The sequence below is a fragment of the Sphingomonas quercus genome, assembly GCF_018863195.1.
Taxonomy (GTDB): domain Bacteria; phylum Pseudomonadota; class Alphaproteobacteria; order Sphingomonadales; family Sphingomonadaceae; genus Solisphingomonas; species Solisphingomonas quercus.
In genome coordinates, this window is sequence record NZ_JAHKRT010000003.1 from 262,655 (window position 1) to 288,630 (window position 25,976).

The window sequence follows — 25,976 nt, forward strand, 5'->3', positions numbered from 1 at the left end:
TCATGCCAAGCGATCCGGACCCGACCCCGCTCAGCCTCCAGCGCAAGAGCCGGACGCCGGTATGGCTGGCGCTGGTCTGGCGCATCCTGCTCGCCTTGGGGCTGATCGGCATCGCGCTTGCGGTGCACTGGTTCGACCGCGAAGGCCTTCACGACAATGTCGACGGCGCGATCAGCTTCGCCGACGTGCTTTATTTCACGATGATCACCGTGACGACGGTCGGCTATGGCGACATCGTGCCGGTGACGCAGCAGGCCCGGCTGTTCGACACATTCGTGGTGACGCCGATCCGCCTCTTCGTCTGGCTGATCTTCCTCGGCACAGCCTATAACTTCCTGCTCAAGCGCGTCTGGGAGAAATGGCGCATGAAGGTCATCCAGCAGCACCTGCACGGCCATGTCGTGGTCGCCGGCTATGGCACCAGCGGTTCCGAGGCGGTGAGCGAGCTCGTCCGCCGTGGCGCCGATCCCGAAATGATCGTCGTCATCGACAGCGATCCGTCGCAGCTTCGTCTGGCGGGAGACTGCGGGACCACCGTGATGGAAGGAGACGCCACGCGCAACGCGACGCTTGAAGCGGTGAAAGTGGCGCGCGCCAAGGCGATCATCGTCTCCGCAGGACGCGACGACACCTCCATCCTTATCGTGCTGACAGCCCGCCGCCTCGCCCCCAACGTGCCGATCAGCGTGGTCATCCGGTCTGAAGACAATGAGGCCATCGCACAGCAGGCGGGCGCCGATACAGTGATCAATCCGGCGAGCTTTGCCGGACTGCTTCTGGCCGGGTCGACCCACGGCGCCCACCTGGCGGACTATATGGCCGACCTCGCGGCCTCCGGAGGGCGCGTCGCCCTTCATGAGCGGCCGGTGACGGAGGAGGAGGTCGGCAAGGCCCTGTCCGAGATCCGGACCGGCCTCGGGCACCGTATCTACCGTGGCGAGAAGATGTTCGGTTTCTGGGAGCCGGAGGCGCGCCGCCTGCAGCGCGGCGATCTGATCGTCGAGGTGGTGCCGCGGCTGTCGCGTTGAGCTGCCAATCGCGTCGGCGCGTCCGAGCGCGGCTGCAACAGGTTGCCCGCGGGCTGGGGCAATGCCATAGGCCGGCTGGGTGTTCGTATTCCGGGGTAAGGAGGCGGGCAGGTGTTTCCACGCTGGTCGGGCCGCCAGCGCTCAACATCTGCGTCCGAGGCAATGCCGATGAACCCCAAGGCTCAGGTGCGGCCGAGCGCCGTCCGTCGTTTCCTCCAGTCCCAATCTGCCGCCGGCATGGTGCTGATGGCGGCGGCAATTGTCGCGCTGCTTATCGCCAACTCGCCGCTCGGGAGCCGTTATGAGGCGGCGCTTGAGGCCCATGCCGGGCCGCTGTCGCTTGCCCATTGGATCAACGATGGCCTGATGGCCATCTTCTTCCTCCTCGTTGGCCTGGAGATCAAGCGCGAGGTGCTTGACGGCCAACTCTCCTCATGGCCGCGGCGCATCCTCCCGGGTCTGGCTGCCGCCGGCGGGATGGCGGTGCCGGCGTTGATCTACCTTTGGTTCAACCGCGGCCCGACCGCAGCAGGGTGGGCGATACCCGCTGCCACCGACATCGCCTTCGCCCTCGGCGTGATCGCCCTGCTCGGCAACCGCGTACCAGCCTCATTGCGGGTATTCCTGGCGGCATTGGCGATCATCGACGATCTCGGTGCCGTTGCCATCATCGCGTTCTTCTACACGGCCAAGCTGTCGCTGGTGGACCTCGCCGCGGCGACGGCCGTGCTCGGTGTGCTGATCGGATTCAACCGGTTCGGCGTCCGCCCGCTCACGCCCTATCTCGCTGCAGGCGTGATCCTTTGGGTGTTCGTGCTGCGCTCGGGCATCCATGCCACCCTTGCCGGGGTCGTGCTGGCGATGACCATTCCGATGGAGTGCACGCCCGCTCGCCCCGACGCGGGCACCATGAGTCCGCTCCATCGGCTGGAGCGCAGTCTCCATGTGCCGGTGGGCTTCCTGATCTTGCCGATCTTTGGACTCGCCAACGCGGCCGTGCCGATCCTCGGCTTGCAGCCGGGCGTCCTGGCGGCGCCTGTGACCCTGGGCGTGGCGGCGGGGCTGCTGGTCGGCAAGGTCACCGGCGTGTTCGGCTTTGCCATGCTCGCGATCAGACTGAAGCTTGCCGACATGCCGGCCTGCGCGGGACGTCTCCAGCTCCTCGGTGTGGCCATGCTCTGCGGCATCGGCTTCACGATGAGCATCTTCATCACGCTCCTTGCCTTCCCGGGCGATCCGCTGCTTCGGGCAGAAGCGAAGATCGGTGTCCTTGCCGGCTCCTTGCTCTCGGGACTGCTCGGCTATCTCATTCTGCGCGTCGCCAGGGGCGAGAGCCGAGGCGCGCCGTGCCGACCGCATCGGATCGTTTCGGCTAGAGAATAAGCCCCGCTGTTGCATGGGACATGTCTCTATTTGCGAGCCGCTTCGAGCGTGTCCATCTGACAAAACCCTCACGGGCAGCGTGCAAAGCCGAGGCCGTGCATTGGGCAGCCCGAGCCGCCAGCTACGGTGTTCCGAAGAACACGAAGGAGATGATCTCCTCGAGCGGTTGGACTATGTAACCAAGATCGGCCGCTAGAGACTGCCGCCCCGTGGTTGCTCCCAGGTTATCCAGATTTTTGCTTACTGCTACTATTCGAGCCTAAGATCATGCTCTTCGATGAGCCTGACGCCTACCTTCATCCTGACAAGCAGGAACGTCTAATCAGACTTTGGAGGTGGCCGCGGCGGAAATTGACACGCAGATAATTTTGACGCGGTAACGACCGACAGCAGGGCATCCTTCACAACCGAATTGTCGTGCTCGACCAGAATCAGCGTCTTCATGCGCCCGCTCCCAGCGCCTTGAGCTTCGCGACGAGCGCGTCCACGTCGGGGACCTTGCGGAACTACGTACCGGGCCGTTTCCCCGATGTGAGCCGGACGGGCGACGTGATCGACGTCGCTCATTACACGCAGATCATATGGCGCGCGACGAGGGCTATGGGCTGCACGCTCGTCAGCGGCGAAGCGGATCAGTTCCTCACCTGCCGCTACGCAGAAGGCGGCAACGTGATCGGCGAACGCCCCTACTAGGCGCCCCCGCCCCTCACGCGATCCGGCGGCTCGCGTTCACCGTCAGGGCGAACAGCGCGCCCACCGCCGCCAGCCCGGCGATGACGAAGAAGGCGGCGTTCCATCCCTGATGCGCGACGATATAGCCGGTGGCGACCGCCGCGATCGCGCCGGCGGCATTGCCGAAGGTGTTCATCACGGCGGACACCGAGCCGGCATATTCGCCGCCGATGTCCAGCGTGATCGCCCAGGCCACGCCTACCACCAACTCCAGCCCGAACACCGCGAGACCGAACCACGCGATGGCGACAACCGGATCGGCGGTGAGCGCCGCCAGCGGCACCGCGATCGCCGCCGTCGCGAAACCCAGCAGCAGCACCACGCGCCGCGCCATCGCCAGCGCGCCCGAGCGCCGGAACAACAGGTCGGATACCCAGCCACCCGCCAGATCGCCCGCGACGCCCGCGAACAGCGGCATGCTCGCCGCCAGCCCCATGGTCTTCAGGTCGAAACCGCGCGCGTCGCTGAGATAGGTGGGGAACCACTGCAGGAAGGTGACGATGCCCCAGCCGTAGCAAAAGTACATGCAGGACAGGAGCCACATCTGCGGCGCGGAAAGGATGCGGCCCCAGGGCACCCTGTGCTTCGCCCCCACCGGCGCGACGCGGCCGATCGCGTCCTCGATCATCGCGCGCTCGGCGTCGTTGACGCCGCGATGCTCGGCCGGCGTGTCGCGATAGAAGAGGAACCAGAGCGCGGCCCAGCCCAGCCCGATCGCGGCGAAGATCAGGAAAGGCGACCGCCAACCGAAATCCGCGATCAGCAGGGCGACGAACACGGGCGTGATCGCGCCGCCAAGGCGCGAGCCGGCGTGGGTGACGCCCTGCGCGAAGCCCCGCTCGGCCGGCAGCATCCAGCGCGACAGCGAGCGCGTGGCGATCGGAAAGGCCCCCGCCTCTCCCATGCCGAACAGGAAACGCGCGACGATCATCGATCCGGCCGACCATGTCGCCGCTGTCACCGCCGTGAAGGACGACCACCACACCACCACCGCCGTCAGCGCCTTGCGCGGCCCGAACTTGTCCCCCAGCCAGCCGCCCGGGATCTGGAACAACGCGTAGCTGATCTGGAACGCGCCCAATATCCAGCCCATCGTCTCCTTGGTCAGGCCGAACTCACGCTGGATCGACGGCGCCGCCGTCGAGATCACTACGCGGTCCATATAGGTGATCAGATAGGCCGCGACCGTGAGCCAGAGCACCGCGTGGCGGACACGCGTCGGGCGCGTGGTGGAGACGGGCATGGTGTCGATCTCGGCCTCGGGTTTGGTGTTCAAGGGCTAGCGCTTGATGCTAGGCACGGGAAGGCCCGCGATATAGACTGCGCGGATCGCGCGGCTGTTGCGGATATCCGCGACCGGATTGGCGTCCAGTACCACTAAGTCAGCCCATTTGCCGCGCTCCAGGGTGCCGACGCTGGCGTCGTGGAGGAATTTGGCGCCGCCGCCAGTCGCGGCGACGATCGCCTGCATCGGCGTCAACCCCGCCTCGACCATCAGCGCCAGCTCGACATGCTCTGCATGGCCGGGAAAGCGCGCCGGACCGCCCGCGTCCGTGCCCATCGCATAGGGGATGCCCGCGTCGGCCAACGTCTTGAGGTTGCGCTGCGCCATCTTCAGGAAGCCGCGCAGTTCGCCGAGATGCGGCGCGGCCGCCACCTTCGCCTGATAGGCCGGGTCGGAAAGCTGGCGCAGGGCGTTGGGGCCAACCGCCTGGGTGAAGAAGGGGTCGCTCAGGAACGGCGCCCGCGTGCCATATGCGAACAGCGCTTCCTCCCGGGCCAGCGTCGAGGCCATCTGCCACGTGCCGTGGCGCTTCATCGCGGCGATCAGCGCCGGCGTCGCCGGCCGGTCGCGCACGCTGTGGGACAAGGCGTCCACGCCCTGATCGACGACGCGCTGGGCGTCCTCAAGATAGAAGATGTGGGAGGCGACGCGCAGATGGTCGCGATGCGCCTGATCGATCACCGCCTGGCTGATCTCCGGCGGCATCTTCGGCACGGTGCCCAGTTCGTCGTCGAGCCAGAACTTGATGATCTCGACATGACGCGCCACCTCACGGTCCACCGCCGCGCGCGCCTGGGCAGGCGTCGAGACCTTCCTCGTCACGCCGGCAAGCCCGCCATAACCGCCTTCCACCACCACGCCGAGTCCGGCAGCGTGGATGCGCGCCTCTGCGGGGCGACCGGTGGCGCGCTGCGCGTCGCGCATCTTCAGCACCACATCCTGCTCCGTGCCCATGGTCTGCACGGTTGTCACGCCATAGCGGGCATAGGCGCGTAGCTGGCTCTCGACATTGGCCTGGGTCTGGTTCGCCGCGTCGACGGTCAGCCCGTCCGCGGTCAGGCCGAGATGGACATGCGTATCGATCAGGCCGGGCATGACATATTTGCCGGCAAGGTCCGTCGTCTTAGCGCCCGTCGGCACCTTCAGCGCCGAGGCCGGGCCGACCCAGCTTATCTTGCCGTCGGTCACCACCATCGCCGATCCGGCGGCCGGAGTGCGGCCGGTCCCGTCGATCAGCGTGAAGCCCTTGAGCACCAGCGTCTCGGCCGCGTGCATCCAGCCGACGTTCTCGTAGATGTCGGCATAGCTCTTCGCTTCGATGCAGCGGATGCCCACGGATTCCAGGAAGAAGTGCTTGCCCGCCTGCCGCTCGTCGCGCGGATCGTGGACATAGACATACCAGGCATCGCGCACGCGGTCGGGGAAGGTCCGGAAATACTTGGCCCGCTCGATCAGCAGCCAGCGGAGGAACACCTCGTTCTCGGCCAGCGCCAGTCCGACGAACAGCAGCGGCTTGTTGAAGACGAGATGCATCCAGGTCCGCGCGCCCTGCCACTCGCGACGGTTCTTGGCGCGGAACAGGTTCTCGTCGCTACGGCCGTGGATCCAGCCGCCGGCGCGTCGCACCGAGCCCATGTAGTGGCTAAGACCGAGGCGGATGCTGGTCTTGTACTTGGCCATGCCGTTGATGTGCCAGATGCCGAAGTCGGTGCAGGGATCGTCGATCTCGTGCCGGGCGAAATGGCAGCCCCAGGGATAATAGGCGGTGAACTTCGGATCGCGCGGAAACTGGAATTCGCAGTCAGCCGCCTGGCTCAGCACGTCGTCGAAGTTGGTGGTGAGGATCGGCGCGCGATGGCGCAGCGCCCATTCCATGGTCCGGCGATGGTGCGGGAACGGTCGCCAATCCGACATCGACTTGCAGAACTCGGCCTGCATCGCGCCGGTGCGACCGTGCGACTTGAGCTCGACGACGTCGTAGAATTCGGTGAGCGCGGTGCCCGGCGGCACGGTCGTGACGCCAGGGACGCAATCGCGGGCGATGCCGATCAGCAGCGCGTCCCAGCTGTTGGTCGCGGCCGCGTTGGCGTGACGGTTGATGCCGTTGCCGATAACGAGTGCCAGGTCCGGCTCGCGCCGCCGCAGCAAGGTCTCCAGCTTCATCCCGTCCCCCTCAAACAACATCCGCCGGCGTCAGGCCGGCGGCAGAGCCTCCGCTGCCCGCGAAGGGATCAATAGACCGTGTCCTCGACCGGCAGGCCCAGATCGAAATCGCTGTCGCGGCCGATCGTCCCGAGGTGCCGGTTGCCGTCTAGATGGGTCAGCCGGTAGGCGTGCGCGACGCCGCCCTCGGCGCGCGTGCTGGTGAACCGTTCGGTGTGGACCAGGTCGTTGACGGCGAGGATGTTGAGCGCCGGCCGGATGCGATCGTTGGCGACGCCGCAATGCTCGGTGATCTTCTCGTAGCTGATCGGCGCCATGTTCATCGCGTTGCTCCGGCGTGCCGCGAACAGGAAATAGAGCTTCAGCGCGTCGAGCTCGACGCGCGAGCGGAGCTTGAACTCGGCGAAGGCGCGGACGCGGTCGCCGACATAGAGGCCGCGCACCGGCAGCTTCGCCCAGTTGCCGAGCGCGTTGTAGTCGGCCAGCCGATAGACGCTGCGCTGGCCCGAGACCTTCTCGATCAGGCCACGGGCCTCGAGGATCGAAAGGGCGCCGGCGACCTTCGCCCGGCTGAGGTCGGCCGCCTGGCAGAGCTGGTCGTAGGTCAGCTTCACCGACCCGTCCTCGGAATCCATGTGATGGGCGAGGACGGCGAGCAGCATCAGCGCCGCCGTCTCGTCCGAGCCACCCTGGTTCCACTTGAACGCCTTCAGGCCGCCCGCGTCGATCCAGCGAACGGGCAGCTTCACGAAGACGGGCCGCTTCACCTTCATTTCGACTGCCCCTTCACGACGCTGTGCACGACGTAGAGGCAGCCCGCGGCAAGGGCGATCGCGGCAAGGGCGATGAGCCCGATCCACTGCTCGGGCGGCAGGCCGGAGAAATGGGAGAGAAAATCCAGAATGTCCTTCATCGACGATGCTCCTGTCAGTTCGACATGAGCAATTTTTTGCCACAGCCAAGCACTCTATATCTAGAAGCACTCGTGAGCAATCGAGCATGATTTCCCGAAAGAACCTGTTCTATAACAAATACATATGTTCAAGGACGTCAGTGTTCGGCGGGAACGGTTTCAGTTCACGAAGGCGCGTCCGTGAACTTTCGGAAGTGCTTGAGGCGCGATGCGGATCGAATCGGTCCCTAGGCCAACGTGCGCCAGCGGCCCGGCGAGGGAAAGATGTCTAGCTGTTCCGATCGGGCGGACGGACCGAGAAGGCGGCCACCGCAGCTTCCAGCCCTTCGCCGATAATCCATCGCGCCCGCTCAAGATGCGATCGCCAGCAGGCCTCGGCATCGTCACGGGCCAAGTCGAGATCCATCAGGGAGGAAGCCGCCTCGCGCCAGTGGCGATCAGCATCGTCGGCCTCGAGCAAAGCCGCATACAATGCCAGATTGCGCCGGTCATAGCTCTCGACATCTCCTACCGGAGCCAAGGGTTTGATCCCGATCAAGCGACACGCTCCCTCATGGCCGACGAGTATACTCCGTGGATTGTCACTCGACTATGCCGTCTTTTCGGGCTCGTGGCCAGTCGAGAGCATCTTGCCAGGAATCTGAAGCACCTGCGCACCGCGAGGGGGCTGTCCCAGGAAGCTCTCGCCGACGCGGCGGGGATCGATCGCACCTATGTCAGTGCGCTCGAACGTCAGAAATACAGCCTGAGCATCGACCGGCTCGATCAAATCGCGTTGTCCCTCGGCGTGGAGCCGCATGTGCTGCTGATGCCTAACCTGCCGACGACAGGCAATTGATCCAGTTTGGACCAATCGACCCGGGTGTCACATATCGGATTGGCGGCGGTGGCGCGGCGGCCGTCGCCCGTCGGCAAGGATGTCGCACGGTCCGGCGCGAAGCATTCGGTCGCCGCTCGCGATCATTCGCCTGATCATGGATTTGCGGTGCTCGCCGTCGCCTGGCCAGTCTCCGGGGCCGAGGACATGGTCGGCGATCTCCTTGAGGCTTGCGCCGGCGTCCCGGCCATCGACTGCGCTCAAGGACAACAGCCGGCGTGCGAACTGAACGTGAGCGCCGTGACGCGACCGACCGCGGAGAACGCGGATGACGGCCACTCGGTCCTCCAGCCAGCCGTCGTCGGGCAGGTCAAAATGAAGCCGGACCGGTCCGTCGAGCGACCTGTGATCGACAAGGTCGACCCTGAGTAGTTCGCCGCGATCGATCAGGAGATGATCGATCCCCGCGGAGCGCATCCTTCGCACCACGGGCGCGAGCGCGAGCGCGCCGTTCGACTCCTGGTCGGATACGGGGACGACGCTCGCCGTGAGCACGCGCGGGTCCACGGCCGCCGACCACATCGGCCGGACAACGGCGCAGCTGTGCGCCGGATCCTCAGCGAAAGTGCAGCCCCCAGCGCGAAACGAATGCGGCATCTGCCGGCGAACCTGAGATGACCGTCCGATCGGCGCGATAGTCCGGATCGCGCCGCAGGACTTCCCAGGCGAGAGCCGAGCGGCCGCGCTGCAGGATCGCTTCGAAGGCGTCAGGGTCCGGCGCGAACATGGCCGGTCTCAGCCGACCTCGCCCAGCTGCGATCGGAGGAACAGGTCGGCTGCCTCGGCCTGGTCAGGACGCAGGGCGTCTATCGCAGGCAGATGGTCGGGCACGGTGTCGCCAAGCAGGATCGACGGGCATTGTCCCTCGACATTGCCGAGATTGGGCCGGTGTTGCGCATAGCCGACCATTGCCGCCAACTCGGGCGAGAAATGTCGCGCGATCTGCGGCGGATAGACCAGCCATTGGAGCTCGAACGGCTTCAGCCAGCCGAGGCAGTAGCTGATGACGATCCCGCGACGCGGCGCCGGGCTGGCATTGCCGCCGCCGCCGTGGAGGGTCGAGCCGAGGAAGATCAGGGCATCGCCGGGCTGCACCGTCGGCACGAGGCTTTCCTGCTCCGGCAGCACAGGCACATCCTGATCGAAGTGGCTGCCCGTCCAAAGCCGCGTGCCGCCATTGTCGAAGGTGAAGGTGGTCAGGGGCCACATGACGTTCACGAGATATTCGAGGCTGCCCTTGGGTCCCTGCCACATGTCCTGATCGCGATGCGGCAGCTGCGGAAGGGCACCGGGATGGATCTCGATCGCCTGGGTGAGATTGAGCGCGATCCGCTCGCACCATGGCAGCAGCATCTGCTCGACGATCTCGAGGATCAGGGGGTGCATGACCAGGCGTTCGGCCGCCGGCGACCGGGTCAGCAGCGAGCCGAAACGCTTCGTGCGCGCGCCATAGAAGACACCCTCGCACAGCGGGGTCTCCGCGAAGCGTTCTTCCAGGTCGGCCTCGATGCCGCTTATGACCGCAAGATCGACGGCGCGGCCGAACACGCACCAGCCATCGCGCGCGAGCGCTCCTGCCTGGCAATCCATCGCGGCGCTCATGCCGGCACCCGTGCATCGGCTTGCGGATAGACGCCGGTCCAGCGCAGCCGTTCGGGCGTGTCGGGCCGAACGTGGATGAGGAAGGCGCCGATTGGGCCGCCCGGGATGCGCACCGCCGGTCCCAGCGGTTCGGCCTGCCAGCCGAGGCTCAGCACCTCCTTGCGGAAGGGGTCGGGGATGACGCCAGTGTAGCGTTCGATGCCGCGCTCCAGCGCGACGTCGACCATCGCGGCGAACAGCATGTTGCGCAAGGTCCGCCGCCGCTCAGCACCGTGGCGTTGCGGCAGGCAGAGCCGGGTGCTCTCCCATGTGCCGGAATCGACCGGCACACCGAGCGGACAAAGGTGAGAAAAGAGGGTGCCGAGCATGTGCGGCTGGGTGCTCGGAAACAGCCGGATCGAGGCCGCGTGGCTGCCGTCGTTCTCGGTGGCGATCAGATAGACGGTGTGGTGATTGTCGAACTGGTCAATTTCATATTGATCGTCGACGACGGGCACGTCCCATCCGAACAGGTCGACGAAAAGCCGCTTGCGATCTGCGAACATGGATTGCAGCAGCGACCGGCTTTGCGGTGCCAGATGGTTGTCGATGACGTGTATCATGGTGTGCTCCCTCTCGCGATGTCGCGCACGAGGAAAGCAGCGGCCCGGGGTTCGAAATAGACCGAGTGATTACTCGGGTTGACGGCGTTTCAGTTCGTGAAGTTCGACCTCTCCGGCCAGCACCGCGCAGACCACGAGTTCGGTGCGATCATGGGCGTCGAACAGTTGGCGCGCCCTCGTCAAATAGCCATCGACAGTGCGCGGGGTCAGCGTGAGCGCCCGCGCAATCTGCTTGTTGGAATAGCCGCGGCCCGCCAGCACGACGCAATCGCGGGGACGCGGATGCAGTTTCGGTGTCGCAGGTGCTGGCGGTCGTTCGCCTGACCGCAGATGGAGGGCGGCCTGGAACGCGAAGATGCCGACCATCTGAGCCGCGCCGAGGAAGCGGTCCGCCTGATCGGGCTTGTCGGTGCCGGCGAAGGTGCACGAACCCATGCGGTCGCCCAGGCGCACATAGGGCACGGTGATGCCCTCGTTGAGGCCCTCTTGCGCGCCGATCTCCAAGCTCCGGCGATCCTGGCGATCGATGTCGATGATGCGCGGCAGATCGGACCATAGGAAGGCGCCCGACGCGAAGATGCACCCGCGAATGACAGGGTCGCGCCGGTAGCGCCGTTCCCCGATCAGACGTTCGGCGATCGCGGCCGGATAGTCCTTGAAGTCGACCAGATCCCCGCGGGGGACGCGCAGATCGTCGTGGTGGATCAGCGCGTAGTGCCGGAAATCCATGGCGCGCGTGATCGCCTGCATGAGCGACGCCAGTTCCTCTTGCGACGAGATGTTACGCAATTCGTCGACGATGGCGCTGGTCAGCGCAAGATAGGATAGGCTCCGCGACAAGACGAGGTCGGAAAGCATCCAGTCATGTCCTTCGCCCCCGATTGTGGCTGTGGCGCCCCAAACCCCTGCTCAGATCATTGCTATTGTCTTTTCATAAGGCGACCAGTTGAAGCCCGGGCATCTCAATGCCCGGGCGTTCCGCGTATCTCGATCCTGAACCCTCATTCCGGGGACGGGTAAACAAGCCGGCTCAGGATGCTGAGAAACAGCCAATCATACCGGATGGCGACCGATGAAGAATTCGCTCAGCGGATCCATGCTGGGATTAAGGCCAGAATCGATCGCCGCCTTGCGTAGCGCCAGCATCTGCGGGTCATGGATGCGCTGGGTCGGCATGCGCAACGGGCCGCCGTTATAGCCCTGCAGCCAGCCTTGGAACTTCCACGCCTGGCGGTTGATGAAGTTGCCGCCATGGAGCTGGGGTCGCAGCAGCGTCCGCGCCTTTCGGGCAGGATGCATGCGCCAGTAGATTTCGGTGGCGGCTTCGAAGTCGCCCTCGCGCAGGAGGTTGAAGACCTGCGGCATGAGCGGTCCCCAGAATTCGTGGTCGCTCGTCGCGGAGAGCTGGATGGGCATGATCTGCGCGAGCGGGATGAACTCGCCCTCGATCGGCATCGAGATCACCACCTCCTTGCCGAACAGACGGTCGCACTCGATGACCGACTGGATCGACGGGAAACCGCCCTCCGCCTTGATCACCGCGATATTGGGACAGTCGTCGATCAGCCGTCGGATCAGCGGGGTCGGGATATCGGAAGGATGGATGCGCGAGGAGAAGCCCCAGAGATACATGGGGAAGAGCATCACCGCGAGATCCGTCGCGTCGCAGACCGCCTTGGTATAGTCGTAAATGTCCTGCTCGGACTGGGGATAGAAGTTCGGCGGATAGCTGAGCAGCACCAGCTCCGCGCCGGCTGCCTCGGCGCCCCTGACCGCCTCGATGTTCTGGGCTAGGTCATTCCAGCTGGCGTGGTGGAGGATGACCAGCCGATCACCGGCCTCGTCCTTCATGAGCGCCAGGAAGTCGAGATACTCTGCAAGCGTGATCGAGACTTCCGAAACGCCGAGCGTTCCCATGAAGCCGTGTTCGATCGCGAGCCGCGTGTCATGGCGGATCGCCTTTTCATTGATCGCCTTCAGGTCCTGCGTGAACGACGGGATGGTGCAACTGATGACGCCGACGAGGCGCTCGCGCGCCCAGTCGCGCGCTTCATTTCTTTTATAGCTTGGCAATGAACTGCTCCTTCAGAGAGAGTGCGCGCCTTCCCAGGCGAGATATTTGAGCTCGAGATATTCATCGATGCCGTAGATCGAGCCCTCGCGGCCGAGGCCCGACTGCTTGACGCCGCCGAACGGGGCGATTTCGTTCGAGATCAGGCCGGTATTGATGCCGACCATCCCGGACTGCAGCGCTGCGGCCACGCGCCAGATCCGCGCCGCGTCGCGGGAAAAGAGGTAGGCTGCGAGGCCGAACTCGGTATCGTTCGCCATCGCGATCGCCTCTGCCTCGTCGTGGAAGCGCACGAGGGGCGCAACCGGGCCGAAGGTCTCCTCGCGGGTGACTAGCATGTCGGCGGTAACGCCGGTGAGGACGGTGGGCTCGAAGAACTGGCCTCCGCGCGCATGCCGGCTACCACCGGTAGCGAGTGTGGCACCCCTGGCGAGCGCATCGGCGATGTGGCTCTCGACCTTGGCTACCGCATCCTCGTCGATCAGCGGTCCCTGCTGCACCCCCTCCTCGAAGCCTTCGCCGACCCTGAGGGCGGCGACCCTTTCCACCAGCGCGGCGGCAAATCGGTCATGGATTCCATCCTGGACGTAGACGCGGTTCGCGCTGATGCATGCCTGCCCGGTATTGCGATACTTGGTGGCGAGCAGGCCGGCGACGGCCGCATCGACGTCTGCGTCGTCGAACACGATGAAGGGCGCGTTGCCCCCCAGTTCCATCGACATCTTCTTGATCGTGCCTGCCGACTGGGCGATCAGGATGCGGCCGACCTCGGTCGATCCGGTGAAGGTGATCTTGCGTATCTTGGGATTGGCGGTGAGCTCGGCACCGATCGTGCGCGCATCGCCCGTGACGACGTTGAGCACCCCGGCCGGGACGCCCGCGCGCGAGGCGAGATCGGCCAGTGCGAAGGCGGTCAGTGGCGTCTGCTCGGCAGGCTTGACCACCATGGTGCAGCCTGCCGCGAGTGCAGGCGCGGCCTTGCGGGTGATCATCGCCGCCGGGAAGTTCCAGGGCGTGATCGCCGCGCAGACGCCGACGGGCTCCTTCAGCGTGACGATGCGGCGGCCCGGCTCGGGGGCACCCATCACATCGCCCTTCACGCGCTTGGCTTCCTCGGCGAACCATTCGACGAAGGAGGCGGCATAGGCGACCTCGCCCTTCGCCTCGGCGAATGGCTTGCCTTCCTCGAGCACGATCAGCCGGGCGAGATCGTCGCTGTTGGCGACGATGAGGTCGAACCATCGGCGCAGGATGGTCGATCGTTCCTTCGGTGGACGGGCGCTCCATGGCCCGAAAGCGGTGTGTGCCGCCTCGATCGCTTGCTCGACCTGCGCGCGGTCGAGTTCAGGAATATGGGCAAGGATGTTCCCGCTCGCCGGATTGCGGAGCACTACGGAGCCTCCCGCTCCCTTCGAGATCCATTGCCCGTCGATCAGCGCCGCTTCCCGAAGAAGCGAGGCATCGCTCAATATCTGCATGTTGGATTACTTTCGCTTGTTCACAGGTGCGATGCTGACCGGCAGCAGGGTGCCGATGCCGAGTTGGGCGCTTCGCCGCAGGCACAGCTCGGCGACCACCAGGTCCTGGATCGCTGCGCCGACGGACTTGTAGATCAGGATGTCCTCTGAGGATCGCCGCGCCGGCGTCCGTCCGCCCGCGACGTCGGCGAGCGACACGAGCCTGTCGGAAAAGCCGATGCCGGCCGCACTTGCCGCGAGCATGTCGCCGGTGTCGTGGGCGACCTCGTCGGGCATGTCCGCGACGATCAGGGAAGCACGGCGGATCGTTTCCGGATCGAGTTCCCGCTGCTCAGGCAATGTCGAACCGATCGAGATGACCGTCATGCCCGGCTCCAGCCAGGAGCCGTCGATGGTCGGCGTCTCGTCACGCGAGCGCGCCGCGCAGATCACTAGATCGGTGCCGCGCACTGCATCCTGCGCAGCCTCTGCCGGCGTGATCGCAAAGCCAAGGTCGGCGAGTTCGTCGGCGAAGGCCTGACGGCTGGCCGCGCGAGGGCTGAAGACGTTCACGTCGGAGAGATGTCGCAGCGACGCCAGGGCGCGGAGGTGGTTCTTTGCCTCGAACCCGGAGCCGATCACGCCGACCCGCAACGGCCCGTCCGCGGCGAGCAGGTCAGCCGCGACCGCAGACGTCGCGGCGGTACGGAACCCGGTGACGGAATTGCCATCGAGCAGCGCGACAAGTGACAGGCTGGACTGGTCGAACAGCGCAATGAGATAGGATGCAAAGCCGATCCGCGGCGAAGCTGCGATCAGCTTCGCGCCCATGACCCGGCCGTCGGGCGAGATGCCGCTCAGCGTCCGCAGCCAGAGACCATCGCCGCGCGCCATTGTCCGCGGCGGGAACAGGCTCTCGCCCGCCGGCATGGCATAGGCCGCGCGTAGCGCCTCGCAGGCTTCGCGCCAGTCGAAGGCCGACCGGACGTCATCGTCGGTCAGGAAACGTGGCGCATTGTCTTGTAGCATCAAGTTTGAACTCCCCGGTAAATGCTGTCGGCCTGGCTCACGCCTTGCGGACGTGGATGTCATTCGGCCGCTTCAGCGGCCGTGGGCGGCCGTGGGCTGCGCAGGAAGAGAACGGAGGCCGCGGCGAGCGCCACCAGGGCATATCCGCCATGCAGCACGCTCATCGCGGTCGAGATGGGGTGCGCAGCGGTCGCAAAGACGGTGTCGATAGCCACGGCCGTGACCGTGGGCGCGACCCCGGCGCCGAGAATGCCCTGGATGAGCAGGAAGATGGCCATCGCACGGCCGGTCATCGAAGGATCGAGCATACGGGCGACGAGACTGGACGTTACGAGCAAGTAAGTCGTCGATCCGAGCAGGATGACGGCCAGCCAGATCCAGAAGGCGATGCGGGTGGATGCGAGCGGCTGCATGATGGCCGGTAAGAAGAGCAGCAGCGACACAAGCAGCCCGACGAGCTGCGCGCCGCGCCCCCAGCGGCGTTCGATCCGATCGATGAGCATGCCGGCGGTGATCAGGCCGATCGGGCCGAAGACCAGGAGCAGCATACCGATGCGAGGCCCGGTCTCTCCGGGAGTCATATCGAAGCGTTCGGCAAGGAGCGGAGCCATCCAGAGGTTGAGCGAGTTGCTGAGCATCGCGAAAGCCACCGAGAAGATGGTCAGCGGCCCGAAAATCTCTCGCCTTGCCCAGAGTGCGCGCAGGACGTCGTTCAGCCGCACCGTCGGATCCGTTGCCTGCGGCGCGGCGCGATGCGGCTCCGCGAGGGAGAGGATGAGGAGGGCCACGGGGATCCCGAGCATTCCTGTAGCGACGAGCGTCACGCCCCAGGTGGGGAGATGCCCGATCAGCGGCAGCGCACTGATGTCGACGCCTTCAAGGAACGCCAGTGCGAAGCCGCCGAGGAGAAAGGCCAGTCCGCTCCCTACCAGCGCCGACATCGAGAAGATGCTGAGGGCTCGGCCGCGGTGATCGAGCGCGAGCGACTGGCGGATCAACGAATAGCAGGCGGGTGGAAGAAGCCCCTCGGCGAGACCCACCCCTGCCCTCGCGAGGAGGAGGGTGAAGAAGCCTTGGGAAAAGGCGCTGGTGACCGTCAGTATGGACCAGGCGGACATGGCCAGCATGATCATCAGGCGGCGATCTCCCCGATCCGCTAGCCAGCCGGCTGGGATCGTGATGCACAGGTTGGCGATCGCGAAGGCCGAGCCGAGTGCGAAGGCCGCCTGGGTAGGCGTCAGGCCCAGATCCGCCCGGATCGGTACGATCATGAGGGCGACGATATTCTTGTCGATGTAGGCCAGGGTGCTGACCGCCGTGAGCACGGCGACCAGCCACCAGTGCGGCGCGACTCTCCGGACCGCACTTTCGACGGGCTCGACTGCGGGTGTCGCAGTCACGGTTGTCGCCATCTTTCGCACCCTCCAGGCCTCTGGGAAGCCTCGTTTCTAATTTTCCCTTAATGGGGAATTAATGGACGCCGGTAGCGCGACCGTCAAGCACGGCGTCGGTCGGCGTCTCAAAAAAACCGCGTTGACGACCTAACCGCATTGCCTTTATTCCCCTCTGCGGGAAATAGATCGTCCGGCCTGATGAAGGCTGGCGGCGGCCCGCAAAGGTGGGGGCAGAGGCGCCCGCACGAACCGATCCCGGGGGAGGAAATATGCAGGGAACCATGAAGCTCGGGCTGCTGCTGACCGCAGGCTGCGCCCCCGCGCTGGCCTGGGCGCAGGATGCCGTGCCGACGAATGTGCAGACGGGAGGCACCGAAGCGACGAGCACCGGTGCCGACGAGGGGACGATCGGCGATATCGTCGTCACCGCGCAGAAGCGCGCGGAGAATGTGCAGGATATCCCGCTCGCCATCACGGCGATCCAGGGCGATACGCTTCAGCAGCGGCAGGTAACCGCAGTCGACCAGCTCACGACGATCGCACCGAGCGTCAATTTTGGGACCTATGGCGGCGCCGCGCGGATCGCGATCCGTGGCATCGGCTTCGACATTCCCGATCCAGGCTCCGAAGGACGGGTGGCCTATCACCTCGATGGCGTCTACATCAGCCGCCCGGCTGCACAGCTGGGCACCTTCTTCGACGTCGATCGCGTCGAGGTGCTGCGCGGCCCGCAGGGCACACTCTATGGGCGCAATGCCACCGGTGGTTCGATCAACGTCATTTCCCGGGCACCGACCGATGGCCTCAGCGGCTATCTGAACCTGACGATCGGCAATTATGGCCGCGTCGCTACCGAGGGCGCGATCAGCGGCAGCCTGTCCGACGATGTCGCGGCGCGCCTTGCCGTCATGTCCAACAATCGCGGCGGCTACGGCAAGAACGAATATACCGGCAACGACATCGACGACGCCAACCAGCGCGGCGCCCGGGCCTCGGTACGCATCGAGCCCGCCAACGATCTCACGATAGATCTCTCCGCCGACTCCTATCGCGAGAACGACCACGCCTATGGCATCCACTATTTCGGGCAATATTCGCCCGACATCCCGCTCCGAGGCGCGGTGCTGGGCGGTACCACCTCATCAAAGCTGCGGAACATCCGGTCGGACTTCGATCCCACCAACCGCCGCGAACTCTATGGCCTTGCCGGCACGTTGACCTGGGACCTTGGGCCGGCGACGCTGAAGTCGATCAGCGCCTATCGCCATTCCGAGTTTCGCGACGTCACCGACATCGACATGACCGAGCGGCCGCTCTCGCAATTCATCTTCTTCGAGAGGGCGCGCCAGTATAGCCAGGAGCTTCAGCTCTCGGGATCGTTCGGCAACAGCAACTGGCTCATCGGCGGCTATTATTTCGACGAGAAGATCCTCGGGTCGGCCCAGGCTGCCAGGAACCTGCTCGTCAACGGCGGCGCGGATCGCCTGGTCAACGGCTTCAAGGTCGAAGGGCGACTCGGCACCAAGGCCACGGCCGTCTTCGGCCAGCTCGACCTCGCCGTCAGCGACGCGTTCAAGGTCATCCTCGGCGCGCGCTACAATCACGAAAAGCACTCGATCAACGACATCTTCCAGCTCGATTTCGTCCGCGATTATGCGCCGAACGCACCACTGGTGCCGATGCCGGGCTTTCCTCGCCAGGACGAAGTGACCGACAATGCCTTCACGCCAAAGGCGGGCTTTGAGCTGAAGCTCAACGACGATGCCCTGATCTACGGCACGGTATCGCGCGCGTTCAAGAGCGGTGGGTATAATCTTGGCGTCAACGTGCCTGCATTCTCGCCCGAGAAGATCTGGGCCTATGAAGCGGGGCTCAAGCTGACGACCGCCGACCGCCGGCTGCGGGCGAACATTGCGGGTTTCTACTACGACTATTCCAACCTGCAGCTGGCGAAGGTGGTCAATAATTCCGTCGTGACCGAGAATGCGGGCGCAGCCATATTGTATGGCGGCGAGGCCGAGCTCACCTTCCTTCCCTTCAACGGCCTCCAGCTCGACGGCGTTCTCTCCGTCATGCATTCGGAGTATCGGGATTATTCCTCGGTCGATCCGGGGCGGCCTGCGCTCGGGCTCCAGAATCTCGAAGGGAACAGCCTGGTCCAGGCGCCCGACGTCACGCTGACCGCTGGCGCGCAGTACAGCTTCGCCGGACTGGGTGGCGAGATCAAGCTGCGGGGCGAGCTCAACTATCGCTCGAAGGTCTATTTCACCGCCTTCAACGTCGACAGCATAGCGGAGCCCAGGAACACCAAGTTCAACGCGTTCCTGACCTGGACGAGCGATGACGGCCATGTGAGCGCGACGGTCTTCGGCCGCAATCTCACCGACAAGATCACGAAGACTGGCGGGATCGTGAACTCGGCGTCGTTCGGCACGCCACTCTCGGGTTCGATCAGCCCGCCGCGCACCTTTGGCGTGACCGTAGGCTATAATTTCTAGCGCCGATCTGCGGGACCGGACCTCGCGGCGCACCGCGCAGCGAGGGCCGGTCCGCCTCCCAACCGAGCGGCGTTGTCGACGCCTCCCGTCGGGAAGGGCCGCGGGCGTCCAACAAGGGCAAAGTAAATCAGGTGGGAGTACGCGGTGAGGATCCTGATTGTTGGCGGCGGCATCGCGGGCCTGTCTGCTGCCCTTGCGCTTTCGAAGCTTGGAAGCGAGGTGCATCTCGTCGAGGTCCAGCCCCGCCTCCAGGCCATCGGCACCGGTCTCACCATGTCCCTTCTGACTTGCCGGGCGCTGCGCGACCTCGGGGTCGGTGACGAGGTTGCCGCCCAAGGCTTTCGGCACAATGGATGGGACGTCCATGATCGCCACGGCAATCACATCGAGTCGGTCCTGTCAGCGCCTTCGGATAGCGGTGAGCTGCTCGAAGGCGCCATCCTGCGGCCGGTTCTGCACGCCATTCTTGCCGACAGAGTCCGCGCGACCGACGTCAGACTCGAACTTGGTGCATCGGTTTCAGGCCTCAGCAGCACCGCCACGGGCTGTACCGTGACCTTCTCGAATGGCCGGCAGGGCACCTACGACATGGTGGTGGCCGCCGATGGCGCATATTCGAGCATGCGCCGCCTGATCATGCCCGAGTTCGCCGCGACCCCTTATTCCGGTCAGGTCTGCTGGCGCGCGCTGTTCGACCGACCGGCCCATGTGGTCCGAGGCATGATGTTCCAGTCGGATCACGCCAAGATGGGCCTCAATCCGTGCTCTAGCGACAAGATGTACATGTTCTTCAACGAGGCGGTCGCCGAGCCCCAGCGCCACAGCCGGAGCCATCTGGCCAACCGGCTGCGAGAGATATTGGGCGAGTTCGAAAAGGCCTTGGCCGGCCTCATCCCCGCGATCGACGAGCATGTGGAGATCAACTACCGGCCGCTGGACGCCTGTCTCGTCCGGGGCGCTTACCACCGGGGTCGCGTCATCCTGATCGGTGACGCAGCGCATGGCCCGACCCCTCACCTCGGGGCCGGCGCCGGCCTCGCCGTAGAGGACGCCCTCGTCCTCGCGCGAGAAGTCGACGCAAGCGCTGGCTGCGTTTCAAGAGCCTTTGCCTCGTTCATGAAGATACGGTCTCCGCGCGTGGAGTATGTCGTGGAGACGTCATTGAAGCTGGGGCGGATGGAGATGGCCGGAGAGCCTGTCTCCCAAAGGACAGAGATCATGGCGCAGGCACGAGAGCGCATGAAGGAATCCTACAGCTAGGCCAGTATGCTCGCTCGGTATTGTTCCCGGTTTTGGCAGCCCCGTGCTCGGTCGTGAATTCCGACAAGGGGGTCATCCGGGCTCTCCGTCGAGCGCGTCGATCTTGAGAGCATGTCCAAGGAGGATAATGTGCGCTTTCGTCATGCGGAACGAGAAGCGAGCTTCACCATCGATGCGGACCAAGCCCGGCGATGGGTCCAGATCAGCATCGTCGGTACTTGGACAATATCGATTGCCGAACAGCACCGGGCCGCGCTGCTCAAGGTGGCCACAAGCCTCGATGCTGAGGCGGCGCGCTCCTTCTGGCTGGTCGACCTGCGCGAACGGCTCGCGCATCCCAAGGAGGTCGCCGACTATATCGGCGGATCGATCGCGAAGGTGACGTCGGATAGCCGGCATGTCGTGGCGCTGGTGCTCGGAACGGCGATCGCGGGCCTGCAGGCCAAGCGGCTCTCGGCCGGCGAGGTCATTCGCGCCTTTCCCTCCTATGCCGAAGCCGAGCGGTGGCTCGAGGAACAGCAGGCTAGCGCATGACCGTCCGCTGACCGCGAAAGCCCATGCCCGGTTTCACCGCTTCACGCCGTTCAGGATGATATCGGTCGCGAACTCGACATAGCGTCGTTCGAGATCCGGCCGGTCGCTGTCGTCCTTGAAGATTATGCCGATGATCGGCTCGTTGCTGCTCCAGAACTCGCAGATCGACACGATCATCATGTGAAGGAAACGTGGCTCGATCGGTCGCAGCTCTCCGCTGCGGACGCCCTCGTCCACGATGTTCTGGATGTCCGCGACGGTATCGTTGAGCAGCTTCACCCACTCGGTTCGCTCAGGCGATTCTTCCTCGTCGCCATAGAACATCGCCGAGACGAGCTTGTGATGCCCCCTGTTCTCATTGAACAGGCGGAATGTCCTCTCGACCCTAAAGCGGATACGGTCGGTCGGGCTATCCTCGCGCTTTGCCGCCATGTCGGTCCGGACCTGCCTGAGCACGCCCGAGACGACCTCGCCCAGGAGCTGGCGCATGTTGCCGAAATAATAGCGCACCAGTCGCGGTGCCACGCCGGCATGGGCTGCGACCGCCTGGCGCGTCACGAGCGCGGGATCGGTTTTCATCAGCACCTGGCGGGCGGCCTCGACCAGGGCATCGGGCCCCACATCACCGCTGTCCCGCGATGGCCGTCCCCTGCCACGCTTGGGTGTCTGCTCCGACAATAGTTGCGCCTTTTCAAGTCATCGTTCCAGCCCCTGGGCGGGCCCCATTCATGCAGCCACGATAGGAGGCGGCCGGGGAAAAGGCCAGATGCAGGCCTGCTCGGACGCTATGCAGCGACCGTCATAAGGCAGCCGTGCGAAGGCCACCCTACGGCCAGCAAGCCCTCGGCCGGCGCGCAACGATCATGGATCTCCTGCCGTCGCCCCGTCGAGGCGGGAGGCACCTTCCTGTTGCACTCCCTGGCGAGCCACGCTAGTCCGGGATATATTCCCTATAAGGGGAATAAATTCAGCCGCGAAGGTGGTTGCATGCGTCAGGGGACCGAGGATGGCTTTTCATCTCAAGCTGGGAACGACAACCGAGGCGAAGGCCAGTCGTGACAGGTCCGTGCGGCATATCGTCGAGGAGGTCCTTGCCGACATCGAGGCTCGCGGGGACGACGCGGTACGCGAGCTGTCGATCAAATATGATCAGTGGGATCGCGAAAGCTACCGGCTGACCCCTGCCGAAGTCCAGGAGTGTATCGCCCAGCTGACCGCCCAGGATCTCAAGGATATCGAGTTCGCGCAGGCGCAGGTCAGGAACTTCGCGCGCATCCAGCGTCAATCCCTGGCCGATGTCGAGGTCGAGACGGTGCCCGGCGTGATACTCGGCCACAGAAATGTGCCGCTCAATGCTGCCGGCTGCTACGTTCCGGGCGGCAAGTACCCGCTGCTTGCATCTGCCCATATGTCGGTCGTGACGGCCAAGGTGGCCGGGGTCCCGCGCGTTGTCACCTGCGCGCCTCCCTTCCAGGGAAAGCCCTCGCCCGCGATCGTCGCCGCGCAGGCCCTGGCAGGCGCCGACGAGATTTATTGCCTCGGCGGCATCCAGGCGATCGGCGCCATGGGTCTGGGGACGCGAACCATCGCGCCTGTCGATATGCTTGTCGGTCCCGGCAACGCTTTCGTCGCCGAGGCGAAGCGGCAGCTCTTTGGCCGGGTCGGGATCGACCTGTTCGCCGGGCCGACCGAGACGCTCATCATCTGCGACGAGATCGGGTGCGACCCCGAACTGGCCGCGACCGACCTGCTGGGCCAGGCCGAACATGGGCCTGACAGCCCGGCAGTGCTGCTCACGACATCGACACATCTCGCCCGCGAGACGATTGCCGAGGTCGAGCGCCTCCTGGAAATCCTGCCCACGGCCGAGCATGCCCGGCGTGCATGGGAGGCGCATGGCGAGGTGATCGTAGCGGAGAGCGACGCCGAGATGGTCGCGATCGCCGACAGGATCGCCTCCGAGCATGTTCAGGTGATGACCCGCGACCCTGACTATTTCCTCGAGAACATGACCAATTATGGCGCACTGTTCCTGGGTGCCCGCACCAATGTCAGCTACGGCGACAAGGTCATCGGCACAAACCACACGCTGCCAACCAGGAAGGCTGCGCGGTACACGGGCGGCCTCTGGGTCGGCAAATTCCTCAAGACCTGCACGTATCAGAAGATCCTCACCGACGAGGCTTCGGCCATGATCGGGGAATATTGCTCCCGCCTGTGCGCGCTCGAGGGCTTTGCGGGCCATGGCGAGCAGGCTAATATCCGGGTTCGGCGCTTCGGCCATCGCAACGTGCCCTATGCGGGGCGGGTCGAGCCCGCCGACGCGATCTGAAGCCTGTGGACCTGCCGCGCACTCCAAGTTTTCGGCTCGATCACCGGCGCGCACTGGTGACCGGCGCAGGCCGCGGGATCGGTCTCGCGCTGGCAGCGGCGCTGGCCGAGGCCGGTGCCGAGGTAACGCTGGTCGCGCGCACCCGCGATGAGATCGAGCAAGGCGCGCGGGCGATCGGAGCGGCGGGTGGACGTGCCCGGGCCGTTACCCTCGACGTGACCGATCTCCAAGCGGTCAGGGATTATTTCGCGCAGCAGCCCGCGTTCCACATTCTCGTCAACAATGCCGGGACCAACCGGCCGCGGGCCATGTGGGACGTCAGCGAAGCCGATTACGACGCCGTAATGGGCCTCAACCTCAAATCGGCCTATTTCGTCGCGCAGGCCTGCGCCCGCAGGATGATGGCTGAAGGCGTGCAGGGCAGCCTCGTCCATGTCGGATCGCAAATGGGTCATGTCGGCGGCCCCGATCGCTCGCTCTACTGCGCGTCCAAATGGGCGCTCGAGGGCATGAGCAAGGCGATTGCGCTGGACCTGGCGCCCTTCGGCATCCGCTCGAACACGCTCGCGCCCACCTTCATCGAAACACCCATGACCAGGCCTTTCTTCGAAGATCCTGCGTTCAAGGCGAGCGTCCTCGCCAGGATCAAGCTCGGGCGCCTTGGTGCGGTTGAGGATCTGATGGGATCCGTCCTCTACCTTGCCAGCGATGCCGGCGCACTCGTGACGGGCACCAGCCTCGTCGTCGACGGCGGGTGGACCGCAGAGTGAAGCCGTCGGCATGGCCAAGGCAGCTTGCCTCATGATGATCGAGCCCGACCCCCATGAACTTGAACATGGCTCGGTCCCGACGGGGCAACGGGTCAACCCGGAGTGACCGCATGACACTTATCCGCACCTCGTCCGGCCCGAATTCCCTGGCCGGTTTCCGGCTCGATCCTCGCCAAGTCACCCATGCCGGCCAGGATCTGGTTCGTCCGGAATGCATCCTGGCGGAATCGGATGAGGCAGCCTTCGGGAGACCTCGATCCCGAGTTTCCGCAGTCCCGTGGCAGGATTGGCGATGAGCGATTGGACACAGGCGGTTTGACGACGCGACCAGCCCGACCGGTCGTTGGGGGGGCTGGCCATCCCTTATCGAAGGCGATGAGATGCCCGGAAACAGGTCCGGGGTCGGCATATCGAAACGCTCTACATGAATGCCAGCGTCCCGCCGCTCGCGGCAAAGTCCCGCAGCACGTCGAACCGCTGCTGGCTCGAGACACCAGGACGCGGCGCGTTGCTCGTGCCGAGGCCCATGACAATGAGCGATCGCTCGGAGGCACGGGGCCAGGGCGCTGCCGCGGCGGAAGGATCGCCGGAGCGGATGAATGCCAGCCACCGCGACTGAAGTTCGGCCGTGACGCGACGGTCGTTCTCGCTGGGAGATCGGCCACCCTTGTCCAGCGCGCCAAAGATGAAGGGCACCTCGGCGGTATGAAAGGCGCCAAAGTCCTGGCCCGCCGCGTTGAGATACTTGTAGTCGAACAAATAGAGATAGACCGGCTGTCCGCCGCGCTCGCGCTTGCGTGCGAACAGGATCATGCTCGTCATATATTCGTCGCGCGACAGGGTTCGGGACGACTCCGCTGCCTCGTGATCGGTTGCATGGGGGTAGAGGGCCAGGATGCGGTCGGCGAAGGATCCGTAGCGATCGCGTACATGCGCTGCGAACGCGGCGGGCGTGCGCCTCACACCCATGAGGATATAGTCATCGCTATTGTAGCCGGTGAGCAGTGGAACGGCGCCGGTCACGGGGTGATCAACGTCTTCGGGCTCGGCCGGGATGATGGTTCCGTCGACCACGGGCGCAAAGGGAAGCGCCACTGGCGGCTTTGTCATCTCCGCAAGCGACAGGGTCGGTACGGCCGCCTGGATGACATCTGCCGGAATCGCGCGGAGTTGATCGATCGAGGCCGCCCCGAGCTTTTGGGCGAACGCCGCGCCGCGTGCCTCGGCTTCGCGGAGCGGGAGCATGTGGATGCCCATGGCTGTACCGCTCTCGGCGACGGCGCGCTTGAACAGGCCCTTGGCCTCCGGTGAGGTCAGGAGATTGTTCACTGACAGGCCGCCGGCAGACTGGCCTGCGATCGTCACATTTTCTGGATCACCCCCGAATGCTGCGATGTTGGCGCGGACCCATCTGAGCGCCTCTATCTGGTCGAGCAGCCCGTAGTTGCCCGAGCTGTTGAACTCGGATTCGCGTGTGAGTTGCGGGTGGGCGAGGAAGCCGAAGACCCCAACTCGATAGTTGATCGTGACCACGATTACGCCCTGGCGGGCAAGTCCGGCTCCATCATAGATCGGGACGGCGCTGGAGCCGTTGGCGAAGGCACCTCCATGGACGAAGACATAGACGGGCAGCGGGTCGGACCTGTGCCGGGGCCGCCAGACGTTGAGGTAGAGGCAGTCCTCCGAGGTGGGGCCGCTGACCAGGAACTCGCTTCCAAATGGCCCGAACGGCTTTGATGGCGTCTGGATACAGGAATCTCCTGCGCGCGTGCCATCGCGTACGCCCGACCAGCGCGTTGCCGGCACCGGGTCGCGCCATCGCAGGGGTCCTATGGGCGGCTGCGCATAGGGTATGCCCTTGAAGGCCTCGGCGTCCTGTTCAACATTGCCGAGCACATCTCCAGTTTCGGTATGAACGATGGCCTGCGCAAAGCTGCCGGAACTGGAAAGGAGGGCGTAGACAAAAAGCCCTGCGCGCATTCGAGACAACCAGCGCATCATGCATTTACTCTCTTCACTCTTGTGGTGATGGATGACTTGGGGCGG

At 65.0% G+C, this 25,976-nt stretch carries 25 protein-coding genes; 9 read left to right on the forward strand and 16 right to left on the reverse strand.

The window, feature by feature from the left end:
- The first annotated feature begins 2 nt into the window (after window positions 1–2).
- The 3 genes from KOF26_RS07055 (at window position 3) to KOF26_RS07065 (ending at window position 3,104) form a co-directional block, all read left to right on the forward strand.
- Window positions 3–1,028 (forward strand): potassium channel family protein, encoded by a 1,026-nt coding sequence (locus KOF26_RS07055; protein ID WP_216322367.1) that lies wholly within the window; start codon window positions 3–5, stop codon window positions 1,026–1,028.
- 168 nt (window positions 1,029–1,196) lie between these two features.
- Window positions 1,197–2,411: a Na+/H+ antiporter NhaA gene (gene nhaA, locus KOF26_RS07060; protein ID WP_216322371.1), complete on the forward strand. Its 1,215-nt coding sequence runs from the start codon at window positions 1,197–1,199 to the stop codon at window positions 2,409–2,411.
- 462 nt (window positions 2,412–2,873) lie between these two features.
- The gene (locus KOF26_RS07065) at window positions 2,874–3,104 is read left to right on the forward strand and encodes a CAP domain-containing protein (protein ID WP_253201211.1); all 231 of its coding nucleotides are present in this window, start codon (window positions 2,874–2,876) and stop codon (window positions 3,102–3,104) included.
- Window positions 3,105–3,117: 13 nt separating this feature from the next.
- Here the strand turns inward: KOF26_RS07065 and KOF26_RS07070 are convergent, their stop codons facing one another.
- The 5 genes from KOF26_RS07070 to KOF26_RS07090 form a co-directional block, all read right to left on the reverse strand.
- A complete protein-coding gene (locus KOF26_RS07070; RefSeq protein WP_253201212.1) occupies window positions 3,118–4,419 on the reverse strand; it encodes an MFS transporter in 1,302 nt (433 codons plus the stop codon).
- A gap of 3 nt (window positions 4,420–4,422) precedes the next feature.
- A complete protein-coding gene (locus KOF26_RS07075; protein ID WP_216322374.1) occupies window positions 4,423–6,591 on the reverse strand; it encodes an amidohydrolase family protein in 2,169 nt (722 codons plus the stop codon).
- A 68-nt stretch (window positions 6,592–6,659) separates the two neighbouring features.
- A complete protein-coding gene (locus tag KOF26_RS07080) occupies window positions 6,660–7,364 on the reverse strand; it encodes a hypothetical protein (protein ID WP_216322377.1) in 705 nt (234 codons plus the stop codon).
- A complete protein-coding gene (locus tag KOF26_RS07085) occupies window positions 7,361–7,504 on the reverse strand; it encodes a hypothetical protein (RefSeq protein ID WP_216322381.1) in 144 nt (47 codons plus the stop codon). Before KOF26_RS07085 ends, KOF26_RS07080 begins: the two co-directional genes overlap by 4 nt.
- Window positions 7,505–7,772: 268 nt before the next feature.
- Window positions 7,773–8,042 (reverse strand): hypothetical protein, encoded by a 270-nt coding sequence (locus KOF26_RS07090; RefSeq protein WP_216322384.1) that lies wholly within the window; start codon window positions 8,040–8,042, stop codon window positions 7,773–7,775.
- A 15-nt stretch (window positions 8,043–8,057) separates the two neighbouring features.
- Here KOF26_RS07090 and KOF26_RS07095 point away from each other — a divergent pair, with 15 nt between their 5' ends.
- Window positions 8,058–8,342: a helix-turn-helix domain-containing protein gene (locus KOF26_RS07095; RefSeq protein ID WP_216322387.1), complete on the forward strand. Its 285-nt coding sequence runs from the start codon at window positions 8,058–8,060 to the stop codon at window positions 8,340–8,342.
- Window positions 8,343–8,369: 27 nt separating this feature from the next.
- Here KOF26_RS07095 and KOF26_RS07100 read toward each other — a convergent pair whose 3' ends face one another.
- From KOF26_RS07100 to KOF26_RS07140, 9 genes are all read right to left on the reverse strand, one after another.
- Window positions 8,370–8,903, reverse strand: a complete 534-nt coding sequence (locus KOF26_RS07100) for a DNA -binding domain-containing protein (RefSeq protein WP_216322390.1) — start codon at window positions 8,901–8,903, stop codon at window positions 8,370–8,372.
- A 34-nt stretch (window positions 8,904–8,937) separates the two neighbouring features.
- Window positions 8,938–9,108: a transcriptional regulator domain-containing protein gene (locus tag KOF26_RS07105; protein ID WP_216322393.1), complete on the reverse strand. Its 171-nt coding sequence runs from the start codon at window positions 9,106–9,108 to the stop codon at window positions 8,938–8,940.
- A gap of 8 nt (window positions 9,109–9,116) precedes the next feature.
- A complete protein-coding gene (locus KOF26_RS07110; RefSeq protein WP_216322397.1) occupies window positions 9,117–9,983 on the reverse strand; it encodes a phytanoyl-CoA dioxygenase family protein in 867 nt (288 codons plus the stop codon).
- Entirely contained in the window at window positions 9,980–10,585 is a 606-nt protein-coding gene (locus KOF26_RS07115; protein WP_216322400.1) for an acyl-homoserine-lactone synthase, read from the reverse strand. Before KOF26_RS07115 ends, KOF26_RS07110 begins: the two co-directional genes overlap by 4 nt.
- 69 nt (window positions 10,586–10,654) lie before the next feature.
- Complete coding sequence (locus tag KOF26_RS07120) at window positions 10,655–11,443, reverse strand: LuxR family transcriptional regulator (RefSeq protein ID WP_216322403.1); 789 nt, start codon at window positions 11,441–11,443, stop codon at window positions 10,655–10,657.
- Between the two features lie 195 nt (window positions 11,444–11,638).
- Window positions 11,639–12,658, reverse strand: a complete 1,020-nt coding sequence (locus KOF26_RS07125) for a dihydrodipicolinate synthase family protein (protein ID WP_216322406.1) — start codon at window positions 12,656–12,658, stop codon at window positions 11,639–11,641.
- Between the two features lie 12 nt (window positions 12,659–12,670).
- Entirely contained in the window at window positions 12,671–14,134 is a 1,464-nt protein-coding gene (locus tag KOF26_RS07130; protein WP_216322409.1) for an NAD-dependent succinate-semialdehyde dehydrogenase, read from the reverse strand.
- A gap of 6 nt (window positions 14,135–14,140) precedes the next feature.
- Window positions 14,141–15,007: an ornithine cyclodeaminase family protein gene (locus tag KOF26_RS07135; RefSeq protein ID WP_216322412.1), complete on the reverse strand. Its 867-nt coding sequence runs from the start codon at window positions 15,005–15,007 to the stop codon at window positions 14,141–14,143.
- 194 nt (window positions 15,008–15,201) lie between these two features.
- The gene (locus tag KOF26_RS07140) at window positions 15,202–16,554 is read right to left on the reverse strand and encodes an MFS transporter (RefSeq protein WP_216322414.1); all 1,353 of its coding nucleotides are present in this window, start codon (window positions 16,552–16,554) and stop codon (window positions 15,202–15,204) included.
- A gap of 251 nt (window positions 16,555–16,805) precedes the next feature.
- Between KOF26_RS07140 and KOF26_RS07145 the strand changes: the two genes are divergently transcribed.
- The 3 genes from KOF26_RS07145 to KOF26_RS07155 all read left to right on the forward strand — a co-directional run bounded on the left by KOF26_RS07145 (window position 16,806) and on the right by KOF26_RS07155 (window position 20,828).
- A complete protein-coding gene (locus KOF26_RS07145) occupies window positions 16,806–19,034 on the forward strand; it encodes a TonB-dependent receptor (RefSeq protein WP_216322417.1) in 2,229 nt (742 codons plus the stop codon).
- Window positions 19,035–19,178: 144 nt separating this feature from the next.
- The gene (locus KOF26_RS07150) at window positions 19,179–20,294 is read left to right on the forward strand and encodes an FAD-dependent oxidoreductase (protein WP_216322420.1); all 1,116 of its coding nucleotides are present in this window, start codon (window positions 19,179–19,181) and stop codon (window positions 20,292–20,294) included.
- A gap of 129 nt (window positions 20,295–20,423) precedes the next feature.
- The gene (locus tag KOF26_RS07155; RefSeq protein WP_216322436.1) at window positions 20,424–20,828 is read left to right on the forward strand and encodes a hypothetical protein; all 405 of its coding nucleotides are present in this window, start codon (window positions 20,424–20,426) and stop codon (window positions 20,826–20,828) included.
- Window positions 20,829–20,861: 33 nt separating this feature from the next.
- On the opposite strand, the gene KOF26_RS07160 is transcribed toward KOF26_RS07155, so the two are convergent.
- Window positions 20,862–21,449, reverse strand: a complete 588-nt coding sequence (locus KOF26_RS07160) for a TetR/AcrR family transcriptional regulator (protein ID WP_216322439.1) — start codon at window positions 21,447–21,449, stop codon at window positions 20,862–20,864.
- A 385-nt stretch (window positions 21,450–21,834) separates the two neighbouring features.
- Between KOF26_RS07160 and hisD the strand changes: the two genes are divergently transcribed.
- Together hisD and KOF26_RS07170 are read left to right on the forward strand one after the other, a co-directional pair.
- A complete protein-coding gene (hisD, locus tag KOF26_RS07165) occupies window positions 21,835–23,160 on the forward strand; it encodes a histidinol dehydrogenase (RefSeq protein WP_216322442.1) in 1,326 nt (441 codons plus the stop codon).
- Window positions 23,161–23,216: 56 nt separating this feature from the next.
- Window positions 23,217–23,930, forward strand: coding sequence for an SDR family NAD(P)-dependent oxidoreductase (locus KOF26_RS07170; RefSeq protein ID WP_363182012.1), 714 nt, complete (start codon window positions 23,217–23,219; stop codon window positions 23,928–23,930).
- 420 nt (window positions 23,931–24,350) lie between these two features.
- Here the strand turns inward: KOF26_RS07170 and KOF26_RS07175 are convergent, their stop codons facing one another.
- Window positions 24,351–25,931 carry a carboxylesterase/lipase family protein gene (locus tag KOF26_RS07175; RefSeq protein WP_253201213.1) on the reverse strand — a complete coding sequence of 527 codons (1,581 nt, stop codon included), beginning with the start codon at window positions 25,929–25,931 and terminating at the stop codon, window positions 24,351–24,353.
- Window positions 25,932–25,976 lie beyond the last annotated feature (45 nt).

What these genes read in the sequence shown, in the direction of transcription:
- KOF26_RS07055 (WP_216322367.1), top strand. Translation starts at nt 3, where the DNA reads ATGCCAAGCGATCCGGACCCGACCCCGCTCAGCCTCCAGCGCAAGAGC.
- nhaA (WP_216322371.1), top strand. Translation starts at nt 1,197, where the DNA reads ATGAACCCCAAGGCTCAGGTGCGGCCGAGCGCCGTCCGTCGTTTCCTC.
- KOF26_RS07075 (WP_216322374.1), bottom strand. Translation starts at nt 6,591, where the DNA reads ATGAAGCTGGAGACCTTGCTGCGGCGGCGCGAGCCGGACCTGGCACTC.
- KOF26_RS07080 (WP_216322377.1), bottom strand. Translation starts at nt 7,364, where the DNA reads ATGAAGGTGAAGCGGCCCGTCTTCGTGAAGCTGCCCGTTCGCTGGATC.
- KOF26_RS07085 (WP_216322381.1), bottom strand. Translation starts at nt 7,504, where the DNA reads ATGAAGGACATTCTGGATTTTCTCTCCCATTTCTCCGGCCTGCCGCCC.
- KOF26_RS07095 (WP_216322387.1), top strand. Translation starts at nt 8,058, where the DNA reads ATGGCCGACGAGTATACTCCGTGGATTGTCACTCGACTATGCCGTCTT.
- KOF26_RS07100 (WP_216322390.1), bottom strand. Translation starts at nt 8,903, where the DNA reads ATGTGGTCGGCGGCCGTGGACCCGCGCGTGCTCACGGCGAGCGTCGTC.
- KOF26_RS07105 (WP_216322393.1), bottom strand. Translation starts at nt 9,108, where the DNA reads ATGTTCGCGCCGGACCCTGACGCCTTCGAAGCGATCCTGCAGCGCGGC.
- KOF26_RS07110 (WP_216322397.1), bottom strand. Translation starts at nt 9,983, where the DNA reads ATGAGCGCCGCGATGGATTGCCAGGCAGGAGCGCTCGCGCGCGATGGC.
- KOF26_RS07115 (WP_216322400.1), bottom strand. Translation starts at nt 10,585, where the DNA reads ATGATACACGTCATCGACAACCATCTGGCACCGCAAAGCCGGTCGCTG.
- KOF26_RS07120 (WP_216322403.1), bottom strand. Translation starts at nt 11,443, where the DNA reads ATGCTTTCCGACCTCGTCTTGTCGCGGAGCCTATCCTATCTTGCGCTG.
- KOF26_RS07130 (WP_216322409.1), bottom strand. Translation starts at nt 14,134, where the DNA reads ATGCAGATATTGAGCGATGCCTCGCTTCTTCGGGAAGCGGCGCTGATC.
- KOF26_RS07135 (WP_216322412.1), bottom strand. Translation starts at nt 15,007, where the DNA reads ATGGCGCGCGGCGATGGTCTCTGGCTGCGGACGCTGAGCGGCATCTCG.
- KOF26_RS07140 (WP_216322414.1), bottom strand. Translation starts at nt 16,554, where the DNA reads ATGGCGACAACCGTGACTGCGACACCCGCAGTCGAGCCCGTCGAAAGT.
- KOF26_RS07145 (WP_216322417.1), top strand. Translation starts at nt 16,806, where the DNA reads ATGCAGGGAACCATGAAGCTCGGGCTGCTGCTGACCGCAGGCTGCGCC.
- hisD (WP_216322442.1), top strand. Translation starts at nt 21,835, where the DNA reads ATGGCTTTTCATCTCAAGCTGGGAACGACAACCGAGGCGAAGGCCAGT.
- KOF26_RS07175 (WP_253201213.1), bottom strand. Translation starts at nt 25,931, where the DNA reads ATGATGCGCTGGTTGTCTCGAATGCGCGCAGGGCTTTTTGTCTACGCC.